At 62.5% G+C, this 14,475-nt stretch carries 13 protein-coding genes; 8 read left to right on the top strand and 5 right to left on the bottom strand.

Annotated features, from left to right (window positions below; all coding sequences use genetic code 11):
- Window positions 1-146: 146 nt before the first annotated feature.
- From ACFT1A_RS15640 to ACFT1A_RS15630, 3 genes are read left to right on the top strand one after another with little or no spacing between them, the layout of a single operon-like run.
- Window positions 147-494 carry a hypothetical protein gene (locus tag ACFT1A_RS15640; RefSeq protein WP_378447744.1) on the top strand — a complete coding sequence of 116 codons (348 nt, stop codon included), beginning with the start codon at window positions 147-149 and terminating at the stop codon, window positions 492-494.
- A 14-nt stretch (window positions 495-508) separates the two neighbouring features.
- Entirely contained in the window at window positions 509-1,279 is a 771-nt protein-coding gene (locus ACFT1A_RS15635; RefSeq protein WP_378447743.1) for an SDR family oxidoreductase, read from the top strand.
- Window positions 1,280-1,334: 55 nt separating this feature from the next.
- Window positions 1,335-2,342 carry an NAD(P)-dependent alcohol dehydrogenase gene (locus ACFT1A_RS15630; protein ID WP_378447742.1) on the top strand — a complete coding sequence of 336 codons (1,008 nt, stop codon included), beginning with the start codon at window positions 1,335-1,337 and terminating at the stop codon, window positions 2,340-2,342.
- On the opposite strand, the gene ACFT1A_RS15625 is transcribed toward ACFT1A_RS15630, so the two are convergent.
- Complete coding sequence (locus ACFT1A_RS15625; protein WP_378447741.1) at window positions 2,329-3,219, bottom strand: alpha/beta hydrolase; 891 nt, start codon at window positions 3,217-3,219, stop codon at window positions 2,329-2,331. The genes ACFT1A_RS15630 and ACFT1A_RS15625 overlap by 14 nt on opposite strands.
- 33 nt (window positions 3,220-3,252) lie before the next feature.
- Window positions 3,253-4,092, bottom strand: a complete 840-nt coding sequence (locus ACFT1A_RS15620; RefSeq protein WP_378447740.1) for a CPBP family intramembrane glutamic endopeptidase — start codon at window positions 4,090-4,092, stop codon at window positions 3,253-3,255.
- Between the two features lie 85 nt (window positions 4,093-4,177).
- On the opposite strand from ACFT1A_RS15620, the gene ACFT1A_RS15615 reads away from it, so the two are divergent.
- Complete coding sequence (locus tag ACFT1A_RS15615) at window positions 4,178-4,486, top strand: rhodanese-like domain-containing protein (protein ID WP_378447739.1); 309 nt, start codon at window positions 4,178-4,180, stop codon at window positions 4,484-4,486.
- Window positions 4,487-4,534: 48 nt separating this feature from the next.
- On the opposite strand, the gene ACFT1A_RS15610 is transcribed toward ACFT1A_RS15615, so the two are convergent.
- Together ACFT1A_RS15610 and ACFT1A_RS15605 are read right to left on the bottom strand one after the other, a co-directional pair.
- On the bottom strand, window positions 4,535-5,176 hold the full coding sequence (locus tag ACFT1A_RS15610; protein ID WP_378447738.1) for a dihydrofolate reductase family protein: 642 nt from the start codon (window positions 5,174-5,176) through the stop codon (window positions 4,535-4,537).
- A gap of 88 nt (window positions 5,177-5,264) precedes the next feature.
- Window positions 5,265-6,350: a TDT family transporter gene (locus ACFT1A_RS15605; RefSeq protein ID WP_378447737.1), complete on the bottom strand. Its 1,086-nt coding sequence runs from the start codon at window positions 6,348-6,350 to the stop codon at window positions 5,265-5,267.
- A gap of 90 nt (window positions 6,351-6,440) precedes the next feature.
- On the opposite strand from ACFT1A_RS15605, the gene ACFT1A_RS15600 reads away from it, so the two are divergent.
- Window positions 6,441-7,352: a LysR family transcriptional regulator gene (locus ACFT1A_RS15600; protein ID WP_230812341.1), complete on the top strand. Its 912-nt coding sequence runs from the start codon at window positions 6,441-6,443 to the stop codon at window positions 7,350-7,352.
- 12 nt (window positions 7,353-7,364) lie between these two features.
- On the opposite strand, the gene ACFT1A_RS15595 is transcribed toward ACFT1A_RS15600, so the two are convergent.
- Window positions 7,365-8,045 (bottom strand): TetR/AcrR family transcriptional regulator, encoded by a 681-nt coding sequence (locus tag ACFT1A_RS15595; protein ID WP_378447736.1) that lies wholly within the window; start codon window positions 8,043-8,045, stop codon window positions 7,365-7,367.
- Between the two features lie 71 nt (window positions 8,046-8,116).
- Here ACFT1A_RS15595 and ACFT1A_RS15590 point away from each other — a divergent pair, with 71 nt between their 5' ends.
- From ACFT1A_RS15590 to ACFT1A_RS15580, 3 genes are all read left to right on the top strand, one after another.
- Window positions 8,117-9,268 carry an FAD-dependent oxidoreductase gene (locus ACFT1A_RS15590; RefSeq protein ID WP_378447735.1) on the top strand — a complete coding sequence of 384 codons (1,152 nt, stop codon included), beginning with the start codon at window positions 8,117-8,119 and terminating at the stop codon, window positions 9,266-9,268.
- 7 nt (window positions 9,269-9,275) lie between these two features.
- Window positions 9,276-10,109, top strand: coding sequence for a DUF3626 domain-containing protein (locus ACFT1A_RS15585; protein WP_378447734.1), 834 nt, complete (start codon window positions 9,276-9,278; stop codon window positions 10,107-10,109).
- Between the two features lie 179 nt (window positions 10,110-10,288).
- A complete protein-coding gene (locus tag ACFT1A_RS15580; RefSeq protein ID WP_378447733.1) occupies window positions 10,289-14,473 on the top strand; it encodes a molybdopterin-dependent oxidoreductase in 4,185 nt (1,394 codons plus the stop codon).
- The last annotated feature ends 2 nt before the right edge of the window (window positions 14,474-14,475 follow it).

Genomic DNA, 14,475 nt, shown 5'->3' with positions numbered 1-14,475 from the left:
TGGCGCGGGTCACATTTACTCCCTAGGGTTGTCGCTTGAGCGCGATCGATTCACCACACGCAGCCACGGTCAGTTGCCTTGCAGGTGAAAATCGTCGCCTTCCAAACACGCTGAACCCAAAGTACTTCGAATCGAACAGGAACTCCATGAGCACAGCGATCCTCGTCGCACACGTACACCCCACCGATCCGTCTTCGGAAGAAGCATTCAACCGCTGGTACGACGACGTGCATATTCCGCAGGTCGTCGAACGAGTGCCTGGGGTTGTCTCCGCTTCCAGATTCTCTCTGGCGGACGTGCAGTTGCTGCCCGAGGAAGCCTTGCCCGCTCGCCGCTACCTGAGCATCTATCAGCTCGACACGGAAGATCTCGCGGGCACCGCCCAGGCATTGGGAAGTGCTTTGGGCGACGGAACTCTCGACATGTCCGAGGCCATCGCGACCGCCGGTGACACCGGACCCGAATTGCTCTTCTACGTCCCGACCGAGAACTGAAGGAAGCACCCGACATGTCAGATCTACTCGAGAACAAAGTTGCGATAGTCACCGGAGCAGGCGCAGGCATCGGTGCGGCCATTGCCCGGGCATTCGGGGCGGAGGGTGCACGCGTCGTAGTCTCCGACATCAACGGTGACGCAGCACAGACCGTGGCGGACTCGATCGAGGGCGCCATCGCGGTCACCACGGACGTCACCGACGAACAGCAGGTCAAAGATCTTGTCGCCAGAGCGGTCGAAGAGTTCGGCGGACTGAACGTCGTAGTACCCAACGCCGGCATCGCCACCACGACTCCACTGATCGAAACCTCGTTCGAGGACTGGCGGAAAGTCATGTCCGTCAACCTCGACGGAGTGTTCTTGACCGTCCGCCATTCGCTACCCGCGCTCGTCGCGTCCGGTGGCGGTTCGATCGTGAACATTTCGTCGATCTCGTCGACCACCGGCTCGCCTTTGATCGGCAGCTATGCCGCCGCCAAGGCTGCGGTTCGCAATCTCACCGAAACCCTCTCGGCCGAACTTCGCTTCCATGGAATCCGCGCAAACGCGTTGCTGCCCGGATTCATCGATACCGACCTGGTCAAGAGTCACCAGCAAGACTTCGAGAACGCCCTCGGCCTCGAGTCCGGGGGATTCGACGACTTAATGGTCACTAAGCAGACACGCTACGGGCGGACCGAGGAAGTGGCCGCCGCAGCAGTGTTCTTTGCGAGCGACCAGTCGTCGTGGTGCAACGGCAGCAGTCTGGTTCTCGACGGAGGGTTTACCGCCTCCCTCCTCTGAGTCGCAGCACCTTTCCGAACATCACCCGATCATCATTCGTGCGAGGATCCACACCATGACCAACCGCGCCGTGTACGTACTTCCGCCTGGAGGATTGAACAACCTCGAATCGAGGACGATCGAGACCCCCGGGCCGGGTGTGGGTGAGGTGACGATCGCGATCCACGCGAATTCGCTCAATCACCATGACTACCTCGTAGCGACCGGCGAGATAGCGACCGACGGTCCGCGGATCTTGTTGTCCGATGCTGCCGGGGAGGTCGTTGCCGTCGGAGACGGCGTAACGCAGTTCGCTGTCGGGGACCGCGTGATGAGCACTTACCTACCGCATTGGCGCAGCGGTGCACCGGATTTCGACGGATTCGGAAATTCACCCGGTGACGGTGTCGACGGGTTCGCCCGTGACACCGTCACCGTGCCGGTATCGGCCGTGACGGCGATGCCGCGAAACTATACCTACGAGGAAGCCGCGACCCTGCCTACCGCGGGATTGTCTGCGTGGCGTGCACTGTTCGCGGGCGTCCCGATCATCCCCGGTTCGTCGGTGTTGATCCCTGGGACCAGCACGGTGGCGCTGTTTGCCGTCCAGCTGGCCAAAGCTGTTGGAGCTCAGGTGATCGCAACGTCGTCGGCCCCCGACAAGATGGCACGATTGGTCGAGCTCGGTGCCGATCACGTGGTCAACTACCGTGAGCGCCCGGACTGGGGTACGGAAGCGATGCGGCTCAGCGGCGGGATCGACCTCGTCCTCGACGTCGGCGGGCCGTCCACCCTCGGTCAATCTCTGGCGGCAGTCCGACCAGGCGGGCGGATCTGCGCGCTTGGCATCATGAACGGCCCCTCGTCGTCGATCGACCTGACTTCGCTACTGACCAAACAGGTCACCATCGAAGGTGTCCTGGTGGGCAGTCGTGCCCACCAGGAGGAGATGGTCGCCGGGTTGGAGAGCCTCGCGCTTCGTCCCGTCATCGATTCTTCCTACAGCCTCGACCGCCTCGCTGACGCATTCGAGCAACAGAAATCAGGGCAGGCCTACGGCAAGATCGTCATCACAAACCCTTGACGGCTTGCCGGTCCCAGTGGGGATCGGTGAGAATTTCCGCCGAGTCGCCGACAAAGGCAGGTGCAGCAGTCTGGTCGCCGCTCAGGGTGAACCTCAGCCACGCGGTGAGGTAGCCACGAAATCCTTCACCGTCTGCGGCCCAATTGTGGCTGACTCCAAGCAGTCTGCCGCGGACCGCCGGCCCAGTGGTTTTGTCGAAGTACTCAGCTTGCGGATCGGCGGTGGAGACCGGGTCGTCGGCGCCGGTCATGAAGAACGTCGGTCCGGTCAACTGGGCCACGTCGATCACGTCGACAGGTCGCGAGGCCCACCACGGGTCAGGCAAATCGAGTACCGCCGTGGCGGTGATCAGATTCGCGGACTGGGTTGCCGCGTTGATCGCGCCACCGGCGCCCTGGGAGTGTCCGACCGAGGCGATGTTGTCGGTGTCGATCCGCTGGTGAAAAATGCTCTCAGCGTTGGTGTTCTGATCGACGACGTACTGGGCAGCCCCCAAGATCTCCGTCCCGTCGCCGGTGACGCTGCTGTCGGCCACCACAACGACAAAACCCCAAGAAGCGAGATGCTGCAGGAGCGCTTCGTACTCTTCGTAGGTCGCGTAGCTGCCGTTGCCGAAGGTGACGACGGGATGCTGTTCCTCGACTGTGGCGATATCGGTGGGATAGAAGAGTTGATACCCCGTCACCGATTCCTCGGTGACCTCGTGGGAACCCGGATTCGCGAATATCTCACTGACCGACTGCTGTACGACGGCCTCGGTCGTGGACACGTCGGAAGTTGTCGGAACCCCCGCGGTGGCATGAGTGACGGCACCCGAGAGCGCCAGTACACACGATGCAGTCACGACGGCGATCGAGTATGTGGTTCGAGAAGGCATGGGCACAAGTATGTCTTGTACGGTCGCGGTCGGTCAGGCCGAGACGGGTGTGTGCCGTTCTTCGCCGATTCGATCTCGGATGAGGAAGACGGCGATCACCCCGAAGACGACCAAGAGGACCGTGAGTAGAGAGGTGATGGCGGCGGCGCCACTCACTTCCGTCGTCACCGAGGTGTCCAGCCCGCCGGTCGAGAGAATGGTGGTGGGGTCGGTGAGGCCGTGTAACACCATTGCGGCCCAGATCGTGCCCGTCACACGCATGGTCAGGTACATGCACATGCCGAATCCGAACGTGTAGACAACGGTGACAAGGACGGTCGACGGCTTCATCCCGGCGATCAGGTTGACCGTGTGCATGAGTGCAAACACCAGTGAAGACACGACGGCGACAAAGCGCTCGCGGTGGCCGGCGTCGCGCAGCATCTTCACTGCGAGACCGCGTGTGGCCAGTTCCTCCGTCAGTCCGACACACGCACCGAGTACCAGCAGGGCGATTATCTCGCCGGTGGTCCACGCGCTCCAGTCAGTTCCCGCGAGATGCGCAACAATGGCGGCGACCACGATAATCGGACCGATCCACATCCAACCCCGCCCACGAATGGGCTGTGGGCCGAAGATATCGCGCAGCCAGCCGACCTTGGTCGCGAAAACCAGCAGGGCGATCCCGCCGATCGCGATGGGCAATGCGACGCCGAAGATGATGCTGGAGGCGCTCGCGACGACGTTGTCCGTGTCGATCTGGTCTGCAAAAACCCGAGAGGTAACCTGCCCGACAGCGAGATAGAAGGCCAGGTAGCCGACGATCAGCAGGAGTACTTTCCACACCGTGGGGCGACTCCAAAACCCGGACTTTTCGGGAATCGTATTGGTCATTGTCAGATCGTAAAGGGAGTCGTAGGAACGCGCGCGGGTACCGTCTATTCGGACAGCAGCGAACATGAAGGCGGGCGCAGAAATAATGTTGGAAGTCGATTTGAATGCACTGGACACGGCTTTGGCAGCGGGTGAGCCGTTGATCGACGTCCGTGAGGCCGACGAGTTCGCTCAGGTTCGAGTCCCGGGTGCGACGCTCATTCCGCTCAGCGAATTCGTCGCTCGTGTAGGCGAGATTCCGGACGCCGAAACCGTTTACGTCATCTGCGCTGTCGGTGGCCGTAGCTTGCAAGCGGCAGAGTATTTGCAGGCTCGCGGCATCAATGCGGTTTCGGTGGCCGGTGGAACGATGGCGTGGTTCCAGTCGGGGCGCCAGGTCGAGACCGGGGCCTAAGGCGTAACCGTTGGGGCAGCTCCAGTTTTCCGGAGCTGCCCCACCAGGTCACTTCCGCCAGAACAAGTGGTGCGTCACGCCGCTCGGGCTCGGCACTGTTTCGAGGTTGAAGCGGTCTCGTAGCTCGTCGGGTGACTCCCACAGCCGTAGACCGGATCCGAATTCGACCGGGCAGACGACCACGTGCATGGCGTCGACAAGGTCGGCGTCGAGGAACTCGCGGATAGTGCTGACTCCGCCGCCGAGCCGAACGTCCTTGCCCTTCGCAGCCTCACGTGCCTGCTCGAGGGCCGTCGCGGGGTCGGCGTCGACGAAGTGGAATGTCGTGTCCGAGAGGGTGAACGAGGGCCGCACGTGGTGGGTCAATACAAAAACCGGGGTGTGGAAGGGTGGCTCGTCGCCCCACCAGCCCTGCCACTCGAGATTCTCCCAAGGACCACGGTGAGGGCCGAACTTGTTGCGGCCCATGATTTCGGCACCGATGTTGTTGGAGAAGTCCCGGGTGAAATAGTCGTCGAGGCCTCGGCTGCCGCCGGGATCGGTGCGATTGGGCCAGCTGGCCGTAGCTCCCGCCCACGCAAACATTTCACCGTGGTCGAGGCCGAACGGGCTCTCGAAGCTTTGGTCCGGACCGCATGCTATTCCGTCTCTGGAAACGCCGAAATTCTGCACTCGCAATAACTGACTCACCGTGTACTCCCGCTCTCGACAATGGTCTACGTGAGTACAGACCGTACGACGAGCCAAAACTCATCGGTGCAAACTCGTCGATACAAATTCATGCTGCTGCGGGGAGAGCGCCACTGCGGATCGAGCGGACGGTCCGTACCGCGACGGTTGCCCAGATGGGGATGAGCACAGTCAACAGTGCAAGCGCGATACCCAGGATTGCTGTGGAACCAGTGGCGACGCCGAAGGCATTCGCGCCGACAGCACACGCTCCGATGGGGAAGGTGAAGCTCCACCACCCGAGTGAGAAGTCCAAGCCGCGGCGCAGTGCGTGGACGGTGACGGTGGTGACTGTGACAAAGGCGATCACGCCGATGATTCCGACGACGGTTCCGTACGCGATTCCGAATTCGTGCAGGGCGTCGGCATGCTCGGTACTGAGTGCATGCCGGGAGGCGGCGGCCAACAAGTTCGATGCAGCGATCGACTGTCCGATCACGCCCAACGGAATCCACAGTGAGGGAATGGCATTGAACGGGATCACATCAACGCCGGCCGAGCGGTTGCGTGCGAACTGCCTGGCGACGGCCACCAGAATGCCGATGGCGGCGGTCAGTGCCAGAGCGAACAGGATGTAACAGAAGACCAGCACCGCGATGCGCAGTGCGCCTTCAGGCATGTGGGTGCTGACCGCTGCGCCGGTGGTGGCCGAGACCATCGGAGGTACGACAGGCATGAGCCAGAACGGCATAGCCGTTGCCATTCCCGCATCTCGAACCAAACGAATCATCATCACGACGTAGGTGATCAGACCGAGTGCCGTGCCGAGTGTCCACAGTGTCAGCGACACGGTGATCGCTACGTCGTGGCCGAGGAAGTCCGGGCCCGTGATGCCGGTTGCGGATCCCACGGTCAGAAGTGCCATTGCGACGGCGCCGTAGAAGGGGAACATCGCGGGGCTGTGCAGGTAGGCGAGGGCCTGACATCGATGTTGTGACCAATGGGTGGCGAATGCTCCGATCAGGGCGCACAGTACGAGAACCGCCAGCACCCAGAAGATCTCCGAGACCAGTTTCAAGCCCTCGATCTCCGGTTCCAGCGAAGCCGCGGCCACCGACACGATTCCCGTTCCCATCGCTGCCGCGAACCAGTTCGGGGTGATGTGGGCGAAGGTGGGACTCGTGGTGGTGGTCATGTATTTCACTGTCGTCTCATCCGGTTCGTACCGGTAGACCGGTTGTCCTTGAATGCCCACAAACTCGCCTTGTGGGTCTAATCTTGGGTTATGTCGTTGTCTCCTCGGGTGCCGGAACTCAGTGCCCTCGACGTCCTGCTTTCCGTGGGGCGTCTGGGCAGCATGGGTGCTGCCGGCCGGGAGCACGGACTCAGTCAGCAGGCAGTCAGTGCGCGCGTGCGTTCGGTCGAGCGTCAGCTCGGAATCAAGGTCTTCGATCGAGCGGCGACGGGTGTACGGCCCACTGCCGAGGGCGGACTGATTCTCGAATGGGCCAGCCATATCCTGGTCAGTGCCGAGGAAATGGCGTCGGGAGTTGCCGCTCTTCGCGGTGAACGCGACGCAGCCGTCACGGTCGCGGCCAGCATGACCATTGCCGAGTATCTGGTCCCCGGGTGGACGGTTGCGATGCGCCACAAGTTCCCCAACGTCGTGGCGTCGGTGAGTTTGCACAATTCCTCGGACGTCTCCGCCCAAGTCCAGGCAGGTAAGGCTGATATCGGATTTGTCGAAGGGCCGGATGTGCCGTCGGCGCTCGCGTCGTGCGAGGTGGCGCGTGATCACCTCGTGGTGGTGGTTCCACCGGGGCATGACTGGGCGAATGGTGCGCCTGTTCCGGTCGCGGACCTCGCACGCACACCGCTCATTCAGCGCGAGTCAGGGTCCGGCACGCGTCTGACACTCGAGAATGCTGTTCCCGATTGTGTGCCGCCGTTGCTCGAGCTCACCTCGTGCACCGCCGTCAAGGCTGCGGTGGTGGCAGGCAACGCCCCGGCCGTTCTGTCGTCGCTGGCTGTTGCCGCCGACCTGACGGACGGCCGACTGGTGGCGGTCAACGTCGACGGCTTGCGGATGCCGCGGCGACTGCAGGCCGTCTGGGATCCCGATCGCGGATTACGCGGTGCAGCAAGAGATTTCCTCGACATCGCGCTCGGTTCCAACACCGCTGTTCATTCACGCTGACGGCTGCGGCGACTATCGGACGGTGTCGATCCCCGCGAGGATGAGGTTGATGCCTGCCAGAAACTGCTCGCGGTCGTCGTGATCGCGCAGTTGTGCAGTCACCTGACTGAGGAACGGGTACTTCGCAGAGTCGAGTTCTTCCCACCGCGTGGCGACGCCCGCGAGGAAAGCGGACCGATCTGTCTCACGGGGGAGCAGACGGGCGCCCGCGGCGTACTGTCCGGCGAGACCGAGCACGTAGTTCAGGAGCGCGGACGCGCAGTCGAACTGTGCCGATTCGGGAACGCCGAGCGCCTGGAGTTGCTCGCCGAGACTTTCGAAGATCTGCATCACCGCTGATTGCCACGGTTCACGTGAGAGTTGGGTGCCGACCCAGGGGTGGGCGTCGATCGCGTCGAACACGCCGAGGGTGATGATCCGGATCGCCTCACGCGGTGTTGCGCTCTCGGTTCCTTCGGTTGTCACGCGGGCGATGACGTCGTCGGTCGCCGCCGCGAGCAGGTCGTTCTTGTTGGCAACGTGCCAGTAAATCGCCCCACTGCCTGTTGTCAGGCGTGCGGAGAGAGCACGGAATGTCAGCGCGCCTTCACCCTCGGAATCGAGGATCTCGATCGCGGTCTCCACTATGCGCTCCTTCGAGAGCGCATCCGTGCGTCGTTCGGTCCGCTGATTTCTGGTCGCCATACGCACCATCTTGACATATCTGGAACGGCGTTCCAAGATAATTGTTGGAACGCCGTTCCAATTCATTGGAAGGAATCAACATGAACACGTCAATCTCGATCATCGGGGCAGGCCTCGGCGGCCTGACCCTCGCGCGCGTACTCCACGTCCACGGAATTCCCGCGAAAATTTACGAGGCGGAACCGTCGGCAGAGGCCCGTACGCAGGGCGGACAACTCGACATCCACGAACACAACGGCCAGGCAGCGCTCGAGGCGGCCGGCCTCACCGACGAATTTCGCGCGATCATCCACGAGGGCGGCGCCGCGTCGCGCGTACTCGATCAACACGGCGCCGTGCTCCTCGACGAACCCGACGACGGCACGGGAACACGTCCCGAAGTGCTCCGCGGAGACCTCCGTCGAATCCTGCTCGATTCCCTTCCCGACGGGACGATCGAATGGGGACGCAAGGTCGAAAGTGTGCGCTTGCTCGGCTCACCCGACACAGCCGACGGCCGCCACGAGTTGACCTTCGCCGACGGTTCGACAGCGACCACCGACCTCCTCGTCGGTGCAGACGGCGCCTGGTCGAAAATCCGGCCGCTGCTCTCCGATGCAAAGCCCGACTACGTCGGAACTACGTTCGTCGAGACCTACCTCTACGACGTCGACGAGAAGCACTCGGCTGCAGCCGAAGCGGTCGGTGATGGGGCGATGTACGCGCCCGCGCCCGGACAAGCGATCGCGGCACATCGAGAGGCGGGGGACATCCTGCACACCTACGTTCAGTTGAACCGTTCGGCGGAATGGTTTGCCGGTATCGATTTCACCGACGCCGCCGCTGCGACAGCGCGGATCGTGGCCGAGTTCGACGGTTGGGCACCGGAACTCACGGCGCTGATCACAGACGGCCAAACCGCTCCGATTCCGCGGGCGATCTACGCCCTTCCCGACGCGCACCGGTGGGATCGCGTGCCTGGGGTGACGCTCCTCGGTGATGCGGCCCACCTGATGGCTCCGTCCGGTGAGGGCGCGAACTTGGCCATGTTGGACGGAGCCGAACTGGGAAAGGCGATCGCCGCGCACCCCGACGACATCGAAGCGGCACTCGCCGAGTACGAAGAAGCGATGTTCGTGCGCAGCGCATCCGAGGCAGCGGACTCGCACGTGATCCTTGATCTCTGCCTCGGTGACCATGCACCGTACTCACTGGTCGACTTCTTCACCGGTGCTGCTTCCGTATCCGGATAATGGGCGAATGCCTGTCGATTCCTCTCCCGCGTCTGCCGCGATTGCACACGTGCACGACCTCTCGAAGGGCGGCCCGCTGGACCGAAATCACCGGGTGACGTTGCACTTTCATCCAGACCTCCCGTTTGAAGGTGACCTGACACTGGCCTCGATCGCACGTCAGGGCACCTACGTGACCCAGTTCGAGACTCGTACGAGCAACGGGGGACTGACGGCACATCGCGGCGGCGACCGTTGGCGCTGGGAGAGTCGGATTTTCGGCCGAGCCTACGACGAGCGAGAGCCGTCGGAACGGCCGAAGTACGGATCATTGAACTTTTCCGCCGATCCGTACGGGGCATCTCCTCGGTTCGGCTCGTCCTACTTCCGGCTTGCCGAGCACACGCTCGACCGCACCACTTTCTGCTTTCCGGACAGCGTCTTCGAGCCCAGCCTCTTCGGAACGGCGGAAGCGATGAGCTTGGTCGACGCCGCAGGAGCCACCGAGTTCGCGGATCCGCTCGACCACTACATCGAGGCGCACGTTCACGGCGTCGTCGACATCGGAACGGACGTCGAGGCACTCGTTCTGGATCCGAGTTACCGGGGCACACGGATCGAAGAGATCGCCCACTCGCTCACGTGCCCGGTGGTGTGGCACGACGGTTACGCGGTCGACGCCGACGAGGTCGCCGAACATCCCGACTATCGGGGAGCGACCATCGTCGACCTTGCCCGAGAGGTTGCGCTCGACGGTCGACTGACGCCTGCCATCCTGGGTCTCGCCCGGCGCGGCTCCTACGATCCGCAGGACGTCAAAAAGGTCTGGCACTACATCGCTCGATTCGGTGGCAGGGCGTAGAACTGGGCATTCGCGTATCTCGCCCGTCGACGACTGCTGGTTCCGGGACCGCACATCAGTCCGAAGGCGGCGGTGAGGAAAGAGTGATTGATACGCAACATCGGGCATGAACTCCCGAAACAACTGCATCCGAAGATGGAAGTCGACCTTGATCCTCGGTCGAAGGGATGCATGAATCGATGGGCGCTCAACTCACTACCACCAGTGTCGACACCCTCTGCGCGTACTGCGGGGTGGGCTGTGGACTTGTCCTCGACATCATCACCGATCCCGAGACAGGGCGTCGGAAGGCGGCGAAGTCGTTCGGTTCGAAGACACATCCCACCAATTTCGGACGTTTGTGCACCAAGGGCACCACGACGGCGGACATGCTCGCCGGCCCGGGGCGCATGGAATCTGCGTATCGGCGTCCGCACCGAGGTGAGGCGATCGAAGCTGCGGACATGAGCGCAGTCATCACCGAGACTGCCCACCGCCTGCGGGCAATCATCGACGAGCACGGCCCCGACGCATTTGCGTTGTACGTGTCCGGGCAGATGTCTCTCGAGGCCCAGTACCTGTCGAACAAACTGGCCAAGGGCTTCATCGGCACCAATCAGATCGAATCGAATTCCCGACTGTGCATGGCCAGTGCCGGCACCGGATACAAGCAATCGCTCGGGGCCGACGGACCGCCCGGTTCTTATCAGGACTTCGAACATGCCGACGTGTTCTTCGTGACCGGCGCGAACATGGCGGACTGCCATCCGATCCTCTTCCTTCGAATGCAGGAGCGGGTCAAGGCGGGCGCGAAGTTGATCGTCGTGGATCCTCGACGCAGCGCCACCGCGGACAAGGCGAACTTGTTCCTGCAGATCGCCCCCGGCACCGATCTCGCACTACTCAATGGACTTCTCCACCTACTCGTCGTGAACGGGCACACCGATCCGGACTTCATCGCCGAATTCACCGAAGGCTGGGAGGTGATGCCCAGCTTCCTCGCGGAGTACACACCGGAGAAGGTCAGCGAGATCACCGGCATCCCCGAAGTCGACATTCGCACCGCAGCGCAATGGATCGGTGAGGCCGACAACTGGATGAGCTGTTGGACAATGGGTCTGAACCAGAGCACCCACGGCACGTGGAACACCAACGCCATCTGCAACCTTCATCTGGCGACCGGCGCGATCTGCACGCCTGGCAGCGGCCCGTTCTCGTTGACCGGTCAGCCGAACGCCATGGGTGGGCGTGAAATGGGCTACATGGGGCCAGGTTTGCCAGGTCAGCGTGCCGTGATGGTCGACGCCGATCGCGACTTCGTCGAGGAGCGATGGGGGATCCCGCAGGGTTCGCTGCGCACCGAAACCGGCGGTGGGACCATCGACCTGTTCTCCCGAATGGCGGCGGGTGAAATCAAGGCGTGCTGGATCATCTGCACCAATCCTGTTGCGACGGTGGCCAACCGCAAGACCGTCATCGACGGATTGGAGAAGGCTGACCTCGTCATCACCCAGGATGCCTTTTTGGGCACCGAGACCAACGAATACGCCGACGTCCTGCTGCCGGCGTCATTGTGGACAGAGTCCGACGGAGTGATGATCAACTCCGAACGCAACCTGACGCTCTTCCAACAGGCACTGGATCCGGTCGGGCAGGCGCTGCCTGATTGGCAGATCATCGCCCGAATCGCCTGCGAGATGGGCTATGCCGAGGCATTCACCTACACCAGCGCCGAAGAGGTGTTCGAGGAGATCAAGCAGTTCTGGAATCCGAAGACCGGCTACGACTTACGCGGAGTCACCTACGAGCGCCTTCGCAAGTCGCCGATCCAGTGGCCGTGCCCGCCCGAGAGTAAGCAAGACCGTCATCCCATCCGATACCTCAATGACGGTGTCAGTCAAAGGCTTCTGGTCCGGGAGGATGGAAGCACTCCGCGTCTCGCATTCCCCACCGCCACGGGCCGTGCGATGTTCTTCGCCCGGCCACACATGCTTCCCGCCGAAATGCCCGACGACGACTACCCGTTCCTGCTCAACACCGGTCGTCTTGCGCACCAATGGCACACCATGACCAAGACCGGCAAGGTGGCCAAGCTGAACAAACTCAACCCCGGGCCATTTGTCGAGATCCATCCCGACGACGCCACACGCCTCGGCGTCGTCGACAAGGACGCGATCGAGGTCGCCTCACGCCGTGGCCGCGCAGTGCTCCCGGCCGTGGTCACCGACCGAGTGCGTCCGGGAAACTGCTTCGCACCGTTTCACTGGAACGACGCCTTCGGCGAGTACCTCTCGATCAACGCCGTCACCAACGACGCCATTGACCCTGCCTCCCAGCAACCGGAGTTCAAAGCCTGTGCCGTCACTATGACGAAGGTCGCCGTGAACACGCCGGAAACGGAGCTCGCCGAATCGCCGCGGGTGGCTCCCGTGGCGGATGATCGGGCTTTGTCGCGAACAGATGTCCTCGCCGATGTCATCGGTCAAACAGGAACACCCGCAGTGGTATTCGATCCGCTACAGCAGAGCTACCTGGCAGGTCTTCTCGCGGCGTTGCGTGCGGATGCCGATCGCACTCCCGGGGTGCCGACCTTGCCTCCGGCTGCACCCTTCGATGCCGAGAAGCGGATGTGGGTAGACGGTGTCTTGGCCGGCCTGTACTCACGGACCTCGCTCCCTGGCACTGACGGGCCCGCGTTGTCATCGGGTACGGACACTGCCTCCGAGCGGGCGCCGATCGTCGTGCTCTGGGCATCGCAAACCGGAAACGCGGAGGAGTTTGCCGCCTCCTGCGCTGCTCGTCTCAGCGAAGTCGGCTTACCCGTGGTGATGCACGCAATGGACGAGTTCCCGGCTGCCGACCTGGCGGCCACCCAAGAGGTTCTGCTGATCACCAGTACCTCCGGTGATGGCGAATCCCCCGACAACGGCAGCGGTTTCTGGGATGCCCTGGCTGCTGACACAGCGCCCCGCATGGTCGAGACACGTTATGCAGTCATCGCTTTCGGTGACTCGAACTACGACGACTTCTGTGGACACGGACGAAAACTCGACACTCGCCTTGCTGAACTGGGAGCCAGTCGTATCGTCGATCGCGCCGACTGCGAGCCCGATTTCGAAGACACTGCTGCTGGATGGCTCGATGCGGTCACGGCCGAACTTCAGAGCACGGAGGCTGGCGAGACGACCGACGTCGTCGTTGCAATGAAGAACTCCGGCACGACTGCTGTGGCCGCGCCGATTTCACCGGCGATGTCGGCGCCGCTGCAGTACAACAAGAAGGCGCCACTGACTACCGCTTTGACGCGCAATGTCCTGCTCAACCGGCCAGGCTCTTCCAAAGACGTGCGGCAGTTGGGTTTTCACCTTCCGGACGACACGGTCAGTTACGAAGCCGGCGACGCTCTCGGAGTCTGGCCGCGAAACAGTTCCCCGTTTGTCGACGAGTGGCTCACCCTTACCGGCCTCGACGGTGAGGAGACCGTCGATCTGGGGCAGTACGGCGCGATGACCTTGCGTACCGCGTTGACCGAACGCCTGGAGATCACGCGAATCTCGAGCGACATGATTCGGTTCGTGCATCAACGAACGCGCGATGCGGACCTGGCCGAGTTGATGAAGCCGGAGAACATCTCCACGCTCAAAGACTGGTCGTGGGGACGACAGTCCGTCGACGTACTCGCGCAGTCGCCGGTTCGTGCTTCGACCGACGAATGGCTCTCGTTACTCAAACCGCTTCAGCCGCGGTTGTATTCGATTTCTTCCAGTCCGAAAGAGAACCCACGCGAAGTGCAGTTGACGGTGTCCGCCGTCCGATACAACGTCGCGGGCGTCCCACGCCGCGGAGTGTGCTCGACGTATCTCGCAGATCACGCTGACGGTGACGACATCGGAATTTACGTGCAGAAGTCGACTCACTTCCGGCCTCCGTCCGATCCCGAGACCCCGATGATCATGGTTGGGCCAGGGACCGGCATCGCGCCGTTCCGCGCTTTCCTGCATGAGCGGCGGGCGTTGGGGCACACGGGTCCGAACTGGCTGTTCTTCGGGGAACAACATGCGGCGACCGACTTCTACTACCGCGAAGAAATCGAAGAATTGCGGAAAGACGGCTTTCTCACCGAACTCGACCTCGCATTTTCCCGGGATCAAGCCGACAAGGTCTACGTGCAGGATCGGATGCGCGAACGAGGCGCGCTGCTGTGGGAGTGGCTGCAGAAGGGCGCACACTTCTACGTCTGCGGCGATGCCAACCGGATGGCCAAGGACGTCGACAACGCCCTCAACGGTGTAGTCGCGCAACACGGAAAACTGGCCCCGCGTAGTGCCGAGGCGTATGTGAAGGCTCTTTCGGCGGAGAAGCGCTACGTCCGAGACGTCTACTGACG

The sequence above is a fragment of the Rhodococcus sp. NPDC057135 genome (genome assembly GCF_042670865.1).
Classification (GTDB): Bacteria; Actinomycetota; Actinomycetes; order Mycobacteriales; family Mycobacteriaceae; genus Rhodococcus_F.
Note: the sequence above shows the minus strand (reverse complement) of the source record. Positions and strands in the feature narration are given on the sequence as shown.